Source organism: Weissella sp. LMG 11983 (assembly GCF_025908495.1).
Lineage (GTDB): Bacteria > Bacillota > Bacilli > Lactobacillales > Lactobacillaceae > Weissella > Weissella fermenti.
On record NZ_JAOZFD010000001.1, the window covers coordinates 1069437 to 1087713 of the forward strand.

Annotated in this window: 14 protein-coding genes and 2 pseudogenes; 11 read left to right on the forward strand and 5 right to left on the reverse strand. The window is 42.8% G+C overall.

The genetic code is table 11. The features are described from left to right. Nucleotides 1–6 precede the first annotated feature (6 nt). Together OIT45_RS05650 and OIT45_RS05655 are read left to right on the forward strand one after the other, a co-directional pair. A complete protein-coding gene (locus OIT45_RS05650; protein ID WP_199404025.1) occupies nucleotides 7–930 on the forward strand; it encodes a FecCD family ABC transporter permease in 924 nt (307 codons plus the stop codon). Then, the gene (locus tag OIT45_RS05655) at nucleotides 923–1606 is read left to right on the forward strand and encodes an ABC transporter ATP-binding protein (protein WP_199404026.1); all 684 of its coding nucleotides are present in this window, start codon (nucleotides 923–925) and stop codon (nucleotides 1604–1606) included. Before OIT45_RS05650 ends, OIT45_RS05655 begins: the two co-directional genes overlap by 8 nt. 37 nt (nucleotides 1607–1643) lie before the next feature. On the opposite strand, the gene lepB is transcribed toward OIT45_RS05655, so the two are convergent. The 4 genes from lepB to rpmH all read right to left on the reverse strand — a co-directional run bounded on the left by lepB (nucleotide 1644) and on the right by rpmH (nucleotide 3882). Next, the gene (gene lepB / locus OIT45_RS05660) at nucleotides 1644–2261 is read right to left on the reverse strand and encodes a signal peptidase I (protein WP_003609873.1); all 618 of its coding nucleotides are present in this window, start codon (nucleotides 2259–2261) and stop codon (nucleotides 1644–1646) included. A gap of 160 nt (nucleotides 2262–2421) precedes the next feature. Further along, nucleotides 2422–3255 carry a YidC/Oxa1 family membrane protein insertase gene (locus OIT45_RS05665; RefSeq protein WP_135796931.1) on the reverse strand — a complete coding sequence of 278 codons (834 nt, stop codon included), beginning with the start codon at nucleotides 3253–3255 and terminating at the stop codon, nucleotides 2422–2424. 27 nt (nucleotides 3256–3282) lie between these two features. Further along, nucleotides 3283–3639 carry a ribonuclease P protein component gene (rnpA, locus tag OIT45_RS05670; protein ID WP_135796930.1) on the reverse strand — a complete coding sequence of 119 codons (357 nt, stop codon included), beginning with the start codon at nucleotides 3637–3639 and terminating at the stop codon, nucleotides 3283–3285. 108 nt (nucleotides 3640–3747) lie between these two features. Next, nucleotides 3748–3882 carry a 50S ribosomal protein L34 gene (gene rpmH, locus OIT45_RS05675; RefSeq protein ID WP_002828338.1) on the reverse strand — a complete coding sequence of 45 codons (135 nt, stop codon included), beginning with the start codon at nucleotides 3880–3882 and terminating at the stop codon, nucleotides 3748–3750. A gap of 747 nt (nucleotides 3883–4629) precedes the next feature. Here rpmH and dnaA point away from each other — a divergent pair. The 7 genes and pseudogenes from dnaA to OIT45_RS05710 all read left to right on the forward strand — a co-directional run bounded on the left by dnaA (nucleotide 4630) and on the right by OIT45_RS05710 (nucleotide 14825). Continuing rightward, nucleotides 4630–6036, forward strand: coding sequence for a chromosomal replication initiator protein DnaA (dnaA, locus tag OIT45_RS05680; protein ID WP_135796928.1), 1407 nt, complete (start codon nucleotides 4630–4632; stop codon nucleotides 6034–6036). A 213-nt stretch (nucleotides 6037–6249) separates the two neighbouring features. Next, nucleotides 6250–7380 (forward strand): DNA polymerase III subunit beta, encoded by a 1131-nt coding sequence (gene dnaN, locus OIT45_RS05685; RefSeq protein ID WP_135798618.1) that lies wholly within the window; start codon nucleotides 6250–6252, stop codon nucleotides 7378–7380. A 197-nt stretch (nucleotides 7381–7577) separates the two neighbouring features. Then, complete coding sequence (gene yaaA, locus OIT45_RS05690; protein ID WP_087044874.1) at nucleotides 7578–7811, forward strand: S4 domain-containing protein YaaA; 234 nt, start codon at nucleotides 7578–7580, stop codon at nucleotides 7809–7811. After that, the gene (gene recF, locus OIT45_RS05695; protein ID WP_056972891.1) at nucleotides 7811–8956 is read left to right on the forward strand and encodes a DNA replication/repair protein RecF; all 1146 of its coding nucleotides are present in this window, start codon (nucleotides 7811–7813) and stop codon (nucleotides 8954–8956) included. The genes yaaA and recF overlap by 1 nt, the downstream gene beginning before the upstream one ends. Before the next feature lie 20 nt (nucleotides 8957–8976). Next, nucleotides 8977–10919 (forward strand): annotated as a pseudogene (gene gyrB, locus OIT45_RS05700) (DNA topoisomerase (ATP-hydrolyzing) subunit B). A gap of 43 nt (nucleotides 10920–10962) precedes the next feature. After that, nucleotides 10963–13559: pseudogene (gyrA, locus tag OIT45_RS05705) on the forward strand (DNA gyrase subunit A). Between the two features lie 309 nt (nucleotides 13560–13868). Next, nucleotides 13869–14825, forward strand: coding sequence for an XRE family transcriptional regulator (locus OIT45_RS05710; RefSeq protein WP_264339910.1), 957 nt, complete (start codon nucleotides 13869–13871; stop codon nucleotides 14823–14825). A gap of 56 nt (nucleotides 14826–14881) precedes the next feature. Here OIT45_RS05710 and OIT45_RS05715 read toward each other — a convergent pair whose 3' ends face one another. Further along, the gene (locus OIT45_RS05715; RefSeq protein WP_135798614.1) at nucleotides 14882–15328 is read right to left on the reverse strand and encodes a GNAT family N-acetyltransferase; all 447 of its coding nucleotides are present in this window, start codon (nucleotides 15326–15328) and stop codon (nucleotides 14882–14884) included. A gap of 179 nt (nucleotides 15329–15507) precedes the next feature. On the opposite strand from OIT45_RS05715, the gene OIT45_RS05720 reads away from it, so the two are divergent. Together OIT45_RS05720 and OIT45_RS05725 are read left to right on the forward strand one after the other, a co-directional pair. Continuing rightward, on the forward strand, nucleotides 15508–17679 hold the full coding sequence (locus OIT45_RS05720) for an LTA synthase family protein (RefSeq protein WP_199404029.1): 2172 nt from the start codon (nucleotides 15508–15510) through the stop codon (nucleotides 17677–17679). A gap of 135 nt (nucleotides 17680–17814) precedes the next feature. After that, entirely contained in the window at nucleotides 17815–18267 is a 453-nt protein-coding gene (locus OIT45_RS05725; protein WP_003609909.1) for a MerR family transcriptional regulator, read from the forward strand. The last annotated feature ends 10 nt before the right edge of the window (nucleotides 18268–18277 follow it).

Genomic DNA, 18277 nt, shown 5'->3' on the forward strand with positions numbered 1-18277 from the left:
CCGACTATGAAACATCTTTATAATTGGGTGCTAGTTGGTTTGCTAGTCATCAGCGTTATCATCGCCTTACTGGTTGGTAGCACTGGCCTACCAGTCTTTTCAAATAATGATGCATGGCACCTCATCGTGACTTACCGACTACCACGTATTATCGTGAGCATTATTGGTGGTGCCATCATTGGCGCCAGCGGGTTGCTACTACAACTCGTCTTACGCAATCGGTTTGTCGATGCCTCGATTTTAGGTATGATGAACGGTAGTCAGTTTTTCATAACGGGCGCATTGGTTTTAATTCCAAGCATGCTAGCCAACAATGTTATTGTCGGGGCATTTGCTGGTATCGTAATCATGATTGGCTGGCGTCTAGTGATGCCGACTAATCGTGGTAATTTACAACTCATTTTAATTGGTATCGCAACCGCGATGACTTTTCAGGCCGGCACAAGCATCGCCAGCGAAGGATTTGGTCTACCATTACCTACACTCAGCACTGTAACTTGGTTTCAAGTTATCCAACTAGTCATCAGTGGGGTAGTCGGCAGTATCTTATTAATCTTGGTTTGGCATCATTTAAAATATTTTGCATTATCATCGCAGCAAGTTCGTCTGCTGGGAATCAATGAATCACGCACAATGTGGTTTGTCTTAATCGCCATTGGTATTTGGATTGGTGCTCTGACTAGCTTGATTGGCGTCGTCTTTTTCTTAGGTGCAATCCTGCCACAAATCGCCCGGTTAATGTCACCAAAAGCGAAATCACAACAGCTAATCGGTTCGACCGCTTTGTGGGGCAGCTTACTATTATTAAATGCTGATACCATCGCCCGAACTGTTTTAGCGCCGAAAGAATTGTCGACCAGCGCTGTTTTGCTCGCAATTAGTGGTCCATTATTCGTTCTAATGCTCGTCCGAGGTGGTCGCCATGCTTAAACTTAATCATGTTTCATTCAATCGTAATAACAAACATATTCTGAATGATGTTTCGGCATCTCTTGCAGCCAACCGAATTACGACATTAATTGGTCCAAACGGTGCTGGTAAAACAACTTTATTGCAATTAATAACAGATGACCTAAAGCCGTCAGCCGGTTCTATCACGGAACGGCCAAAGAAAATTGCGTTGCTCGCACAAAAAAACGAGTTGTTTGAACCGCTAACTGTACGCGATTTATTAACGATTAAACAGCCATCCTTGGATGAACACATCATCAAGGATTTAAAACTCGAAGAATTGCTTGATCAAAACATGCTGACGCTATCTGGCGGGCAACAGCAACTCGCTTGGCTGGCCTTTGTACTTCATCAAGCACCTGATTTACTGATTCTTGATGAGCCAACCACTTATTTAGATTTGCAATACCAGCAAATCTTTCTAAAAACGTTGCAGCGTGTCCAAAAAGAACGCCACTTAACGGTGATTATGGTGCTACATGATTTGAACCAGGCATTTGCATATAGCGATAATATCTGGTTACTTAATAAATCAGGTGAATTAGCAACTGCTGAGACACCTACATTACTTGATGCAGAAAAATTATCCGTGGCTTTCCAAACACCACTTAAAATCGTGTCCGTGGATGAACAAACATTAATCTTACCGTCATAAAAAAATGCGACTAGCACTTTGCTAGTCGCATTTTTCATTACTTCTCAAAGAATGTCTTCCATTGTGTGTTAATGTTGGCCTTCTTTTCTGCGTTACCCCAGAATGGCACCTTCACAACACCCAAAACCTTGTCTTCGCTGACAAATCCCCAATAACGTGAGTCATTTGAGACTGTACGGTGATCACCAAGGACGAAGTATTGTCCCTTTGGCACCTTAACCGTCTTTTGACGTTGCCACCCCATGTGGTCACCAAGTTCAGTCAAACTTGACCAGTTACCAACATTATTAACCGTATTCGTTGCTGTTTGCTCAGATTCAGGAATGAAATCTTGATCAACAACCTTGCCGTTAACCTTGATAACACCATTCACAGCACTAACTGTGTCACCAGGCATACCAATTACACGCTTAACGTAATCCTTGTGACCATCAACTTCTGGATCTTCACCATAAGCATCAAATACCACGACACTCCCTCGGTGAACTTTGTCTGGCTTCAAGACAAATACGCGTTCGTTGTTAGTCAAATTGGGCTCCATTGAAGTTCCATCAACACGGACCAACGTAAACCAGTAAGACTTAATCAAGAGCGCAATAATTAATCCGATAGCAATCGGAATAACCCAAGACATAATCTCGCGAAATGCTTTCATGGGTGTTCTCCTATCATATATGTTTCTTATCCCTAAGTTTAGCACACCTACCAGGAAAAAATGTCCCAATAACAAGCGCCTTTACAAAACGTTCAGATTTTTTCAAGTTTCATTCACTGGTAATAAAAAAGACACCGCATAATTGCGGTGTCTTTAATGGTTAACGCTTGTGGCCACGCTTTGCCTTACGGATTGCACGTTCGCGATCCTTTTCGGCACGCTTCTTAGCTTCACGCTCACGACGAATTTCAAATGGGTTTTGAATCGTCCATGTTTGTGCAACTTGGAAGGCATTTGAAACCACCCAGTACAATGACAAGGCTGATGGTACATTAATGGCAAAAATGAAGATCATAATTGGCATAATGTACGTCATTGACGTTGTCATGCTGTTCTTTTCAGGTTGTCCCATCATCACAAGGTATGATGAAGCAAACGTGAATAGGGCAGCTAAAATTGGCAAAATGAACAAGTGGTCGTGTTGACCAAGTTGAGCCCACAAGAAAGTTCCCGTTTCCAATTGCTTCGTTGTACGAATAGCCGTATACAAGGCAATCAAAATTGGCATTTGAACAATCAAAGGCAAGAAGCTAGCAAATGGATTTACACCAGCTTCCTTATATAGGGCGCTTTGCTCAGCTTGCATGGCAGCCATTGACTCAGTATCACGATTTGGATACTTGGCTTGAATAGCCTTCAAGGCAGGAGCAACTTCTTGCATCTTACGCATTGATTTCGTTTGATAAACCATCAAAGGCAAAATCAAAAGACGAATCAAAATCGTAAAGGCGATAATTCCCAAACCATAATTATTACCAAACCAAGCTGACACACCCAAAATTGAGCGTGAGAAGTTGGCGATGATAACACCATGCCAGAAACCAGTTCCTGAAACCGAACCCTTAAACATCACACCAGCAATAATCATAATGATTAAAGCAATAGCTGCGGTAACTGTAGAACGCGTTGAAAATACTTTCTTAGCAGACTGCATCGATTTTCTCCATATAATATGTGGTTTTTAGTTTTCGTCTTGATCGACAAACAGATTTGCCAACTTGAAGACGTGTTCCAAATTCTTCTTGATGATCGCCATGTCTTGGTCATGAGCTGATGGACGGGCAATCACTAGGATATCGACGTCTTGGCGCAAGTTTGGCTTAAATTCCAAAACGCTTTGACGAATACGACGCTTAACCCATACACGCTCATGACCACGCAACCCAACCTTCTTAGAAATAGAAATTCCTAGGCGGAAGTGGGTTGGTTGTTCACGCTCCATCGTGTAAACAATAAACATTTTGTTTGCGACCGAGTGATGTTGATCGAAGACTAATTGGAAATCAGCTTCCTTTTTAACACGGTAACTCTTACGCATATGTTTGCTCCAGACTTTTTTGAAGACAATAGAAAACGCGTGATTCAGCCAAAATGGCCGAACCACGCGCGATCGTTATCAGTAATCCTAATAGAAGGCCTGACCTAATTAGGCTGACAATACCTTGCGGCCCTTTTGGCGGCGACGTGCTAGCACCTTACGTCCGTTGCTAGTGCTCATGCGCTTACGGAAGCCGTGTACACGCTCGCGGTGACGCTTCTTAGGTTGGTATGTACGCTTCATGTGAATACACCTCCCATTCGTAGTTAGATTTGGCCTGCGGTTGGCAAGGCCAAACCACAATTCGTATTTCAGTTTATCACGTAACTATCTACTTAGCAAGCTTTCTAAAGCACTTTATTTATTTTTAATAACTATTAAGAAAAGCAGCTTACAAATAGTTTATCTAAAATTCACAGATCCGCCGTCAAATTCTAAAGCGCTTAACAATTTCTTTAAAAAATTTAAATTTAAACCGTGTACGAGTTTTCCAAAACCTAACGGAGCGTTATGTTGATAAAAATCGTCAATGTAACAGCCTGTTAGTTTAGTTTTCCCCAATATCCACATTTTTTCCACAATCTCCACATGGTTGTATAATTTACCCAACACCCCCTTGTGAATATGTGGAAAACTCCTGAAAACCTTGCCTCGTATGCACTGGCTTTTACACAAATCCTTGTGAATAACTCAATTTTAGCTAGTTTATCCACAGATTTCCACAGAAACATCATTTTCAAAATTCACACCAAGTTGATAACCTAAATTTAGATTTCCACAGGGTGTGAATATCACAAAATGTTATTGCAAATTGCGGTAACCCTTGATACATAGGCAATATTACTTGTGGAAAACTTATCCACAACCTGCTAAAATGGAATTTGTCGAATTGCGTCTTAATTATTTCATTAATTTTGACGAACGTATTGTGGAAAACTTTCCACCCAAAGATTCCGATACCGTTATTTGTTATTTAAGGAGGTCGTCCAAATGGATCCTGTCCAACTTTGGAACGCCATTAAAGAAGAACTGCGTGCCACAATCGCACAAACTTTTTCCTATGCTAACTACGTTGAAACCTTAACGCCCGTTGCAGTAATGGAAAATGAGAACAACACGCTGACTTTACAACTTGCTACAAATCACGAGCAGGTTGCTGAAGAATGGCAAGATACCAGTAGTTCTTATAATCAAGCATTCATTCAGGCAGCAATGATTGCGACAAACAAATTGAATGGCACACCAACATTTGTCATTCCATCTGTTACGTTCCTAAAGCCACAACCAACCTCATTGTTTGAGGAAACACCAACTGCGCCAGCTGCTGCACCGCAATCAAATGTTGAGATCTCAGCATCTGACTTTGTTACACAATCAATTTTGAACCCAGAATTCCGATTCGAAACGTTTGTGTCTTCAGATGAAAACGGTGAAGCCTACGCTGTTGCGCAAGCCGTGGCCGACAATCCTGGTACACAATGGAATCCACTTCTTATATATGGAGGAGTAGGTTTGGGGAAGACCCACTTGATGCAAGCCATTGGTAATAAAGTTTTGGAGCGCAATCCAAGTGCCAAGGTAAAGTTCATCACGACTGAGGACTTTATCAACGACTTCACGGATGCGTTGCGTCGTGGTGCGAATGCAACTGAAGCATTCAAACAAGAATACCGTTCAGCTGATCTTCTATTAGTAGACGATATTCAATTCTTAGCTGATAAGGACAAGATTCAGGAAGAATTCTTCCACACGTTTAATGCGATTACGCGTGAGAATCACCAAATTGTTCTAACATCTGATAAGTTGCCTAAGGAAATTCCTGGTCTTGAGATGCGTTTGGTTACACGCTTTGCTCAAGGTTATTCAGCAAACATTACGAAGCCTGATTTACCAACCCGTGTTGCAATCCTTCGTAATAAGGCCGAACAAGAAAACCTCAACATTCCTAATGATGTGATTGATGAAATCGCAGCGGCTGTTGATACGAACGTCCGTGATTTGGAAGGTGTTTTCAATCAAGTTGCTGGTAAGTTGCGTTTCGCAACAGCGCCTGTCACGGTTGAAACAGCGCGTGATATTTTGGAGACCATGAACTTCAAGCGTCAACGCGCGATTACGATTCCAATCATTCAAGAAACGGTGGCTAAGTTCTTTAATGTCACGGTTCAAGACTTGAATGGTAAGAAGCGTAATAAAGAAATTGTGGTGCCACGTCAAATTGCGATGTACATTGCACGTGAATTGACCCAAGACTCATTGCCACAAATTGGCCGTGCTTTTGGTGGTAAAGATCACACGACAGTTATGCACTCAACTGAAAAAATTGAGAATGCAATTGAAAATGATGCCGTGTTGGCTGGCCAAGTTCAACAAATTCGTGAAGAATTGAGCAATTAGCATCCATACCCATTGTGAATAATTCACGAAGTGTCTAAAAGTTTTCCACAGGTTTGTATACATAGACCAATCCTTGGTGTAATGGTCTAGTTTGACCTTTTCCACAGTATACACACCCCTTATTATTATTATTATCTTTTTGTTTATAAATAAATCAGTCATTAAGGCGACGCATGCGCAGCATGCCGAGCAAAAAAGCTTGAGGAGATTATCATGCAATTTACAATTAATCGAGCTGTTTTCATCAAGGCTATGAATAACGTTAGCCGTGCTATTTCATCTCGTACATCAATGCCAATCCTAACGGGTGTTAAGTTGGTTCTCGATAACAACGGTTTAACCTTGACTGGATCAGATACGGATATCTCAATTGAAACTTTGATTCCAGTTACAGATGATCAAGCATCACTAACAATCCAAGAACCAGGTGCATTGGTTTTGCCAGCTGCCTTCTTCTCAAATATCGTTAAGCGTTTGCCAGGTGAGACATTCACGTTGTCAAACACAACTGGATTCCAAGCAAAGATTACGTCAGAAAATTCAGAATTTGATATTAATGGGCAAGATGCTAATAACTACCCACATTTGCCAGAAATTGAAGTTCGCAACAATTTGACTTTGCCATCAGAAACGTTGAACGAAGTTATTGGTCAAACGGTTATTGCTGTATCAAAGCAACTTAGCCAACCAATCTTGACTGGTGTGCACTTTATTTTGGCAGGCGGAAATTTGACGGCTGTTGCAACTGATCGTCACCGTTTGGCACAACGTACTGTCGCTTTGAACGAATCAGATGTTGATGCTGATATCATCGTGCCAGGTCCTTCATTGAACCAATTGCAAGCAATGCTTGATGAAGTAGAAACGGTTGATGTCCGCGTGGCTGAAAACCAAGTTATTTTCCAATTGGGAGCAAACACAACGTTCTACTCACGTTTGTTGGAAGGGAATTACCCAGATGCCTCACGTTTGATTCCAACTGAGAAGCGTACGACTTTGACGATTAACGCACGTGACTTGTTGCAAACAATCGAACGTGCCGCTTTGTTGAGTCACGAAGGTCGCTCAAACGTTATCCAATTTACGGTTAGTGATGAGAAGTCATTGATTTCTTCTAACTCACCTGAAGTTGGTCGCGTTGAAGAGCAAATTTTCGCTGCTGAAACTGCCGGTGATGAATTGACGATTTCATTCAACCCTGACTACATGCGCGAAGCGTTGAAGTCATTTGGTGATGAACAAATTCAAATTGGCTTTAAGACAGCCTTGGATCCATTTACTTTGGTTCCAACTAACAATGAAACAAACTTCATTCAACTAATTACGCCAGTGCGTACTTACTAAAATGATTTAAAAAGCCGAAAATCGCCGTTTAACGAAAAAACAGCGATTTTCGGCTTTTTTGTTTGATTTTATCTTCAACCGCTCAGACGCCCTCTGAAGCCGGAATTACATTGAATAATGCTAGAAAATAGCGTATAATAAATTTACTTATGGAGACATTTCTCAGCTGAATTTTTTCAGCAGAAAGGACAATGCAATTGGCTACTGAAGTGCATATTCAAACGCCCTTTATTACACTAGGGCAACTATTGAAGGAAGAAAGCATTATCTCAACGGGTGGACAAGCTAAGTGGTACCTACGTGAGAACACGGTGCTTGTTAATCAAGAGCCTGATGATCGTCGCGGTCGCAAGTTGTACCCTGGCGATATCGTGGCTGTGCCATCTGGTGAGCGCTTTGTGATTAACGGGATGGGTGCTGAAGCAGACTAATGGAACTGCTTGAGCTAAAACTGAATAATTTCCGGAATTATCAAGATTTAGAGGTGACATTTTCGCCTGGTGTAAATGTATTCCTGGGACCAAATGCACAAGGTAAGACAAACTTACTTGAAGCAATTTATGTTTTAGCTTTGGCACGTTCACACCGAACAACTTCTGATAAAGAGTTGATCGGTTGGGAAGGCAAAGAAGCAATGGTTTCCGGAGTTGTACAACGTCAGTACGGAAAAGTGCCGCTTTCATTAGCTTTCACTAGTAAAGGTAAGAAAGCGCGCATGAATCACTTGGATCAAGCCAAGCTAGGTACTTATATTGGTCAATTAAATGTTATTTTATTCGCGCCAGAAGATTTGGCGTTGGTAAAAGGGGCACCCACCGTGCGACGCAATTTTATTGACCGAGAATTCAGTCAAATGAGTCCAAAGTACCTATATATTGCCAATCAATACAAAGTTGTGTTGAAACAACGCAATCAGTATTTGAAGCAATTGCAATCCAAGCAAGCCAAAGATGTCTTGTATCTGGAAGTTTTAACAGAGCAATTAACTAATTTTGCTAGTGAACTAATCATGCGTCGCCAAGCACTCATTAAAGAGCTTGGTAAAGCTGCTGCGCCAATTCACGCAGATATTACACAGGGTGGCGAAACACTTTCAATTGCTTATGTGTCACAACTATCTGAAGAAGAGTTGGTTGACGAACAAACAGTTAAGTCAGCTATGATGAAGCGTTTTGAGCGGTTACAATCACGCGAAATCATGATGGGAACCACAATGCTAGGACCACACCGTGATGATTTACGTTTCGACGTAAATGGTCATGACGTGGCGACGTTTGGTTCACAAGGACAGCAACGCACAACCGCGTTGGCAGTTAAATTGGCTGAAATTGATTTGATGAAGCAAGAAACCGGTGAATACCCGATTTTGTTGCTTGATGATGTGCTATCAGAATTAGACACAAATCGCCAAACGCATTTGTTGACGGCGATGCAAAATAAGGTGCAAACCTTTATTACGACGCCGTCACTAAGCGATGTGGCCCGTCAATTAATTAATGAACCAAAGGTCTTTAATGTGCGAGCCGGGCAACTGGTTGAAACAAATGGTTTAGGGGAAGAAGCTAGTGCAGACTAGTGGTATTTAAGGAGGAACTCATGGCTGAAGAAGATGTAACACAAATGCATACTGACGCAGATGATTACGATGCCAGTCAAATCCAGGTTTTGGAAGGATTGGAAGCCGTTCGTAAGCGTCCAGGTATGTATATTGGAACGACGACGAGTCAAGGATTGCACCACTTGGTGTGGGAAATTGTCGACAACGGAATTGATGAAGCACTAGCAGGTTTTGCTGATCACATTACGGTGACAATTGAAAAGGACAACTCAATTACGGTTACTGACAACGGTCGTGGAATCCCCGTATCCAAGAGAAGACAGGGAAGCCTGCTTTGGAAACTGTCTTCACTGTCTTGCACGCCGGCGGAAAGTTCGGCGGTGGCGGATACAAGGTTTCTGGTGGATTGCACGGTGTTGGTGCGTCTGTTGTTAACGCTTTGTCTACTGAATTGGACGTTATGGTTGTCCGTGATGGTCAAGGTTACGCAATGGACTTCGAACGTGGACACGTTAAGACGACGATGCACAGTGCACCAGTTGATAACGCACCTGTTTCACGTGGAACAATTGTGCACTTCTTGCCAGATCCAGATATCTTCCGCGAGACGACGACATACGATTACAAGATTTTGATGAATCGTGTCCGCGAATTGGCCTTTTTGAACAAGGGACTACGTATTTCAATCACTGATAACCGTTCGGATGAACCTGAAACAGAGTCATTCCACTACGAAGGTGGTATTAAGGAATATGTTCGCTTCTTGAACGTGAACAAGGACGTCATTTTTGATGATCCAATCTATGTTGAGGGAATGGAAAATGGCATTGAAGTTGAAGTATCACTCCAATACACGGACGATTACCACAGCAACATGTTGTCATTTACGAACAACATCCACACGTACGAAGGTGGAACTCACGAAACTGGATTTAAGGCTGCTTTGACGCGTGTAATCAATGATTATGCACGTAAGAACGGTCAATTGAAGGAAAATGATGATGCCCTTTCTGGGGATGACGTTCGTGAGGGTTTGACAGCGATTGTGTCAGTTAAGCACCCTAACCCACAATTTGAGGGACAAACGAAGACGAAATTGGGTAACTCAGATGCGCGTACGGCCGTTGATCGTATGTTCTCAGAGACATTCAACCGCTTCATGATGGAAAACCCAGCAGTTGCTAAGCAAATTGTTGAAAAGGGTATCTTGGCTGGTAAGGCTCGTATGGCTGCCAAGCGTGCGCGTGAAGCAACGCGTAAGAAGTCAGGTTTGGAAATCGCTAATTTGCCAGGTAAGTTGGCGGATAACACATCAAAGGATCCTGAGATTTCTGAATTGTTCATCGTTGAGGGAGACTCAGCCGGTGGTTCAGCAAAGCAAGGTCGTGAGCGTTTGACGCAAGCTATTTTGCCAATCCGTGGAAAGATTTTGAACGTTGAAAAGGCTTCATTGGACAAGATTTTGGCCAACGAAGAAATCCGTTCACTATTTACTGCCATGGGAACTGGTTTTGGTAACGAATTTGATGTCACGAAGGCTAAGTACCACAAGTTGATTATCATGACCGACGCCGATGTCGACGGTGCGCACATTCGTACGTTGCTATTGACGTTGATCTATCGTTACATGCGTCCATTGTTGGATGCTGGATACATCTACATTGCGCAACCACCTCTATATCAAGTACGCCAAGGTAAGTTTGTTCAATACTTGGATTCTGATGAAGAGTTGGAAGCATTGTTGCCAACGTTGCCTGCGTCACCTAAGCCTGTTATCCAACGATACAAGGGACTTGGCGAAATGGACGCGGAGCAATTGTGGGAAACAACGATGGACCCATCAGTTCGTCGTTTGTTGCGTGTTGAAATGGATGATGCCGTTGATGCTGACCAAGTATTCTCAATGTTGATGGGAGACAAGGTTGAGCCACGACGTGAGTTTATTGAAGAGAACGCACAGTACGCTGAATTGGACGTTTAATGTTGTGTTAGCCACAGCATTGAACAACTAGAAAGGAACAAAAATGGCTGAAGAAGAACAAAATAACAGCCGCATTAAGCCCGCTAAGCTTGGCGAGCAAATGCGAACGTCATTCTTGGACTACGCGATGTCAGTTATCGTGGCTCGTGCTTTGCCTGACGTCCGTGATGGATTGAAGCCGGTTCACCGCCGTATCTTGTACGGAATGAACGAATTGGGTGTGACGCCTGATAAGCAACACAAGAAGTCTGCTCGTATCGTCGGTGACGTTATGGGTAAGTATCACCCCCACGGTGACTCTGCTATTTACGAATCAATGGTTCGTATGGCGCAAGATTTTAGTTACCGCTACATGCTAGTTGATGGTCACGGAAACTTTGGTTCTGTCGATGGTGACCCAGCTGCCGCCATGCGTTATACCGAAGCGCGTTTGAGCAAGATTGCAACAGAAATGCTTCGTGATATCAACAAGGATACGATTGATTTTGCTGATAACTATGATGGTACGGATCGTGAGCCGGTTGTATTGCCAGCTCGTTTCCCTAACTTGCTAGTTAACGGAGCCAACGGAATCGCCGTTGGTATGGCAACGAACATCCCACCTCACAATTTAGGTGAAGTGATTTCTGCCATCCACATGTTGATGAAGAATCCCGATGTGACAACAGCTGAGTTGATGGAAGCCGTCCCAGGGCCTGACTTCCCAACTGGTGCGATTGTGATGGGAAAGTCTGGTATCCGTAAGGCATACGAGACTGGTAAAGGTGTCGTAACGGTTCGTGCGAAGGTCGAAATTGAAACGGAAAAGTCTGGTAAGGAACGCATCATCGTAACTGAGTTGCCATACATGGTTAACAAGGCGAAGTTGATTGAGCGAATTGCTGAACTTGGACGTGAGAAGCGTATCGAAGGTATCACCGCTGTTAACGATGAATCTGACCAAACAGGTTACCGTATTGCAATCGATATCCGTCGTGACGTTTCAGCTTCAGTTGTTTTGAACAACTTGTACAAGAATACGTTGATGCAAACTGGTTTCAGCTTTAACATGCTGGCCGTTCAAGATGGTCGTCCAAAGTTGTTGGGCTTGAAGGCGATGTTGGTTGCTTATCTTGAGCACCAACAAATCGTGGTTCGTCGTCGTACGGAGTTCGAATTGCGTAAGGCTGAAGCACGTGCGCACATCTTGGAAGGTTTGCGTATTGCGTTGGATCACATTGATGCGATTATCAGCATTATTCGTGGTTCAGAGACATCAGAAATTGCGAAGAATCGTTTGATGTCTGATTACGCATTGTCAGATAAGCAAGCGCAAGCCATCTGGACATGCGTTTGGTTCGTTTGACAGGTTTGGAACGTGGCAAGATTGAAGAAGAGTATCAAGGCTTGATGACAGCGATTGCTGACTACAAGGATATCTTGGCTAAGCCTGAGCGAATCGACGAAATCATTTACACTGAGCTGCTTGAGATTCAAGAAAAGTACGGTGATGAGCGTCGTACGGAATTGCAAATCGGTGACGTGACTAGCATTGAAGATGAAGATTTGATTGAAGAAGAAGACATTATCGTGTCATTGACGAGTGGTGGTTACATCAAGCGTATGGCACAAACTGAATTCCGTGCCCAAAACCGTGGTGGTCGTGGTGTCCAAGGAATGGGTGTTAACGATGATGACTTTATCGATCAATTGATTGGTACATCAACACACGATACGTTGTTGTTCTTCACGAACGCCGGTAAGGTCTACAAGATGAAGGGATACGAAATCCCTGAGTACGGCCGTTCAGCTAAGGGTATTCCAGTGGTTAACTTGCTTGGAATTGAAGCTGGCGAGAGTGTTCAAACAGTTATCAACGTGCGTGGGGATGCCGCTGAAAGTAAGGATTACTTGTTCTTCACGACGCGCCTTGGACGTGTTAAGAAGACGCCAGTATCTGACTTTGGTAACATTCGTACTCACGGTTTGAAGGCGATTACGTTGAATGACGATGATGAATTGATCAACGTTATGATTACTGATGGTACTGAGAACTTGTTGATTGGTACGCACGGTGGTTATGCTGTTTCATTCAATGCTGAAGCCGTTCGTTCAATGGGCCGTTCAGCTGCCGGTGTCCGTGGTATCACGCTACGTGACGATGACTTTGTTATCGGCGCTGAAGTTTTGAAGGACGAAGGCCACGTTTTGGTTATCACTGAAAAGGGATACGGAAAGCAAACACCGGTCTCTGAATACCCAATCAAGGGTCGTGGTGGTAAGGGTATTAAGACAGCCCAAATCACTGAAAAGAACGGACCTTTGGCAGGTTTGGCAGTTGTTGACGGATCAGAAGATATCATGTTGACGACTAACAAGGGTGTTATGATTCGATTCACAGTTGATTCAGTTTCTGAAACTGGTCGTGCAACCCAAGGTGTGCGCGTAATTCGTTTGGATGATGATGCTGTGGTGGCAACCTTCGCTAAGGTTGAACACGAAGATGAATCAGAAGATGCGACGCAAGATGGGGTAGCAACTGCACCAGTTGCTGACCAAGCAGGCGCTGATTTACCTGATGCACCAGCTGCTGGTGAACAACCAGCCGAAGTAGCCGAGCTACTTGCGCGTGCTGAAGACGATTTAGATTCACAAGAGTAAAAAGTAAGAGGTATCATACAGCGTTATGTATGATGCCTCTTTTTGTATATATACACCTGTCTACTATTTAGGAATTCTTATTTTTGATTTATAGTTATAGGCTATTATTAACCATATTAATATAATAAAATAGTAGTTATTAATACTAAAATAGTATGGTGTTGACGCGTAGTTATAATCCGAATGTATCATCTGTGGGACAAAGAAGTTTGCATAATATCACACTTACATTATGTATAGGAGTATACTTATGGGTGGTTATATGAGAAAAGTTAACGATAAGTAAGAGGTTTATATGGGTAAGAATGAGTGCCGGTAGATGCAATTCGTGACGCGATGATTTATTTCATTAAGGAACGAAACATTTCAGTGCCGGTTGTTTTGAAGACAGTTGATATTTCACGATCACGCTTGTACGATTACTTGCAAGGTAATGGAAAAGTCAGTGCAACGACGTTGGTGAATTTGTTGATGACGATTGGTGTGTCATTTGATGAATTGATGCTCCACATCTATATGAATAATCCTGAATTGTTGGATCCAGCAATTAAGGAACTTGGTTTGGACGCGCACTCTGTTACGATGACGCCAACGGAAGACACAGTTTATCGTACGCTTTCAATGTATGATGAGACGCGCGATGTCCGTTTGCTAGTTAACTTGGTACGTGCAATTAACTCTCAAGTGGTTGATGAAGTTGAGAAGTATCGCTTGATTGAAATGGTTCGTCCAACGATCGTTAAGTTGCTCTCATCACGTGAATTCTATACGGCAAATGATATGTTGATGTTTGCAAACATCATTCGCCACGAGCCATACAACGCAGCAAAGCTTGTCGTAAAGCAAATGTCTGATCAAGCACGCCGTATGGCTAGCCTTGAAGGATATGGTTTGATGGAGTTGGATAACTTCTCTTCAGCTGAAGTGCGTAATGTGGCGTTGCTACACTTCCAATTGTTGATTATGGCATTGGAAAACAAGGATGATGAAACAGTTCGCAACACGTTGATGTTCTTGCGTGAGTATCGTTTGCCAGCTTTGAGCACATACTTTGGCTTCGTTAAGAAGATGGCACAAGTTGTTGAATTGTCATTGGCTGATGACGATGACGCTGCTGAGGCGTTGTGGAATCAAGCAACTGAATCAGCAAAGTTCTTGGTTGATGAACGTTTCTGGCCAATCTATTCATTTATTGCCCGTCGCTCATACAGTGAATTTTCAATTCCTGTGTTGTCATACCGTCAACACATCAATGAAGGTAAATAATTAAATATGAAAAAAGCACCGTAACGATTAATCTCGTTGCGGTGCTTTTGTCTGCTTTATGAAAGTTTTAGAACCATGTTGCGGTGTTCAATGCCAGCATCTAGGAAAATATCGCCTTCAGCCTTGAAACCGAGCTTTTCATAGAAGCCAAGCGCTGAAACTTGGGCACCCAAATCTAGGGTGTGAACACCAGCTTCTTTGGCATCCGCAATAATTTCTTGCATAATTTTCGCAGCGTAACCGTGACCGCGGGCATCAGATAGGGTCGCGACACGTTGAATGTGCCAGTTAGAACCATCTTGATTTACTAGGACACGCGCTGTGGTTACTGCGCGACTTTCGGTAAATCCAACGTAGTGGGTTGTAGAATCATCTAAGTCGTCAATCTCTAGTTCGAGCGGTACACCTTGCTCGCCGACGAAAACGGTTTGACGGATAGCAAGCGCTTCACGGCTAAGTGCACCAGCACCGTATTCTTTACTTACAATGAGTTCATTTGACATGGACTGATCACCTCTGGGTAAATTCGTGCAACAATACTCAAACTATTTTAGCGCAAATTATGTTAAACAGAAGACTATAAGGTATGAACTTAAAAATTACGCTATAATAGGGCAGATACAGTCTAAATTTGGCTGATTGAAACTTAAAATCTAACGATAAAAAGAAAAGAGTGAAATATATGAGGCATTATGGCCGTTTCAGCTGGTTAAATACCCGCTTGGGGTTTGTATTGCTGCTGGTGGCATTGATTTGGGCTAAAACACAGTTAGCCAATATCATGGATTTCCACTTGTATTCGGGTGCGTCGCCGGTTCAGTATGTGACGATGCTACTTAATCCGTTAACCGTATCAACGTTGTTGATTGGGTTAGCGTTTTACTTCCGATCAGCAAAACTATTTTATCCAGTTGCGACGATTTTATATGTAGTCAACGTGCTGATGATTCAGTTAAACGTCATTTACTATCGTGAGTTTACGGACTTTATGTCGGTGGCCACGATGTTGGGTTACAACAAGGTTAACCAAGGGCTGGGTGCGTCAGGATTTGCGCTAACGAATATCCATGATATTTTCTTCTGGATTGATGTGCCGATTATTATTGGGCTGTTCATCTTTAAAAAGATGCGCATTCAAAAAGAGGGCACGACGAAGTTCATGAGTTTTGCGATGACGACATTTTCGATTTTCGCCTTCATGGTGACGTTAACGCTTGGTGAAGCTGATCGTCCACAACTAATTACGCGTCAATTCGATAGCAGCATGATGGTTAAGTATCTTGGTATTGATGCTTACACCGCAGTTGATGCGATTAAGACACATGGTGTTTCTGAAATGCGTAAGTCGGCTAAGAAGTCTGATATTGATAATGTGCTGAGTTATGTAAAGGGACACTTTGCGGATTCAAATCCACAGTATGCCGGTATCGCAAAGGGTAAGAATGTGTTTGTCATTCACTTGGAGTCATTCCAACAATTCTCATTGAATCTAAAAATCAATGGGCAGGAAGTAACGCCAAACTTGAATGCGATTTACAATTCAAACTCAACGATTGCGTTTGATAATTTCTTTAACCAAGTTGGTCAAGGAAAGACATCAGATGCGGAAAATATGCTGGAGACATCAACATTTGGTTTGCCACAGGGCTCATTGTTTGCAACGCAAGGTAATGACCAAACGTTCCAAGCTATGCCAGCTATCCTACGTCAAACGCAGGGTTACTCATCAGCGGTATTCCACGGTAACAATGCTAGTTTCTGGAACCGTAGTAATGTTTATAAGAACATGGGTTACCAATACTTCTTCGATGCAAGTTACTATGACACGTCTGGCGATAAGGCGATGGGTTATGGGTTGAAGGACAAGTTGTTGTTCTATGATTCAATTCCATACTTGGAGCACATGCAACAACCGTTCTACGCCAAGTACATTACGGTAACAAACCACTTCCCATACAGTCTTGATGAACAAGATAAGGATCCTAACTTTGTGACAACGACGACTGATTCTGATGTGGTGAATGGTTACTTTGAAACGAACCACTATCTTGACCAATCGATTGGTGAGTTCTATGACTACTTGAAGAAGTCAGGACTATATGACAAGTCAATTATTGTGTTGTATGGTGACCACTACGGTATCTCAAATTCTGAAAACAAGTCCTTGGCCTCTGTACTAGGCAAGAGCGCTGATAATTGGACTGATTTCGATAACGCGCAAATGCAACGTGTACCATTCATGGTGAACATTCCTGGCTACACAGGTGGTGGCATTAACCACACATACGGTGGTGAAATTGATGTTATGCCAACGCTGCTACACTTGTTGGGTGTTGATACGAAAAATTATGTCCAACTTGGACAAGATTTGTTGAGTACGAAGCGCGATCAGGTCGTAGCTTTCCGTGATAAGGACTTTATTACACCAAAGTACACGGTAATCGGCGATACAATCTATGACAACACGACAGGACAGGTCATTAGTGATCCATCAAAGCAAGTTCAAAAGGAAGTTGCAGCGGCGCGCAAGCAAGTTAATAAGCAGTTGTCGATTTCTGATGACATTAACCAGAAAGACTTGTTGCGTTTCTACACGCCAAAGGGCTTCTCTAAGGTAGATGCTTCTAAGTACAACTATGCCAATGGTTTGGGCAAGCTAGAAAACCTCGAAAACCAAAAGGGTGTTGGTTCAACTAGTCTTTGGACGGAAAACGATAATAAGACGACGCAGTCACTCTATACGACGGATGCGCCCGAAAAGGATGAACCTAAGTCAGATACATCACGTATTAAGCAGGTTAACCCGGACGGTGGCGATTCGACTGATGGTGGGGATGACACGCCAAACCCATAATTGAATAGTCGAAGTATCAAAGACATCCAGAAATTTCTGGGTGTCTTTTTTTGAGAGCAAACAGCCGGCGTGCCTTGACATTTATGTTAAATAACCTGACAATAATAGACGGCAAAATGAGAGGAGGACGAGACGATGACGTTTGTATCAAAGCAACAATTTCATAAGAACTTTTTGAAGTCTGAAGTATTCCAGTTTCGCATTGGTGAGTTGGCAACGATGACAGGTGTTTCGACTCGTCAACTTCGCTACTGGGAGAGCAAGGGCATTATCTCATCGCTTAGTCGTGATGGAGAGCAAGATGCGCGTGTTTATAACTACAAAACATATGTCGCGGTAGCCACAATCAAGAATTTCTTGGATGAAGGTTACACGTTGAAGGCTGCCGTGAAGAAGAAGGAAGAGCTTGAGCAATCATGGAAGGTTTTGCATGATGTTATGAGTCGAGCTGTGCAAGGGACAGCTGAAATTGATGGTATTCCAGCAGTTGATTTGGGATTCTTCGATGCAGAACAAACCCAACGCTTATTTGCGACGGTAGATGATCAAAACGTGGTGAAGTACCGCGTACAAACGATTGAAGAATAATGGAAACGGT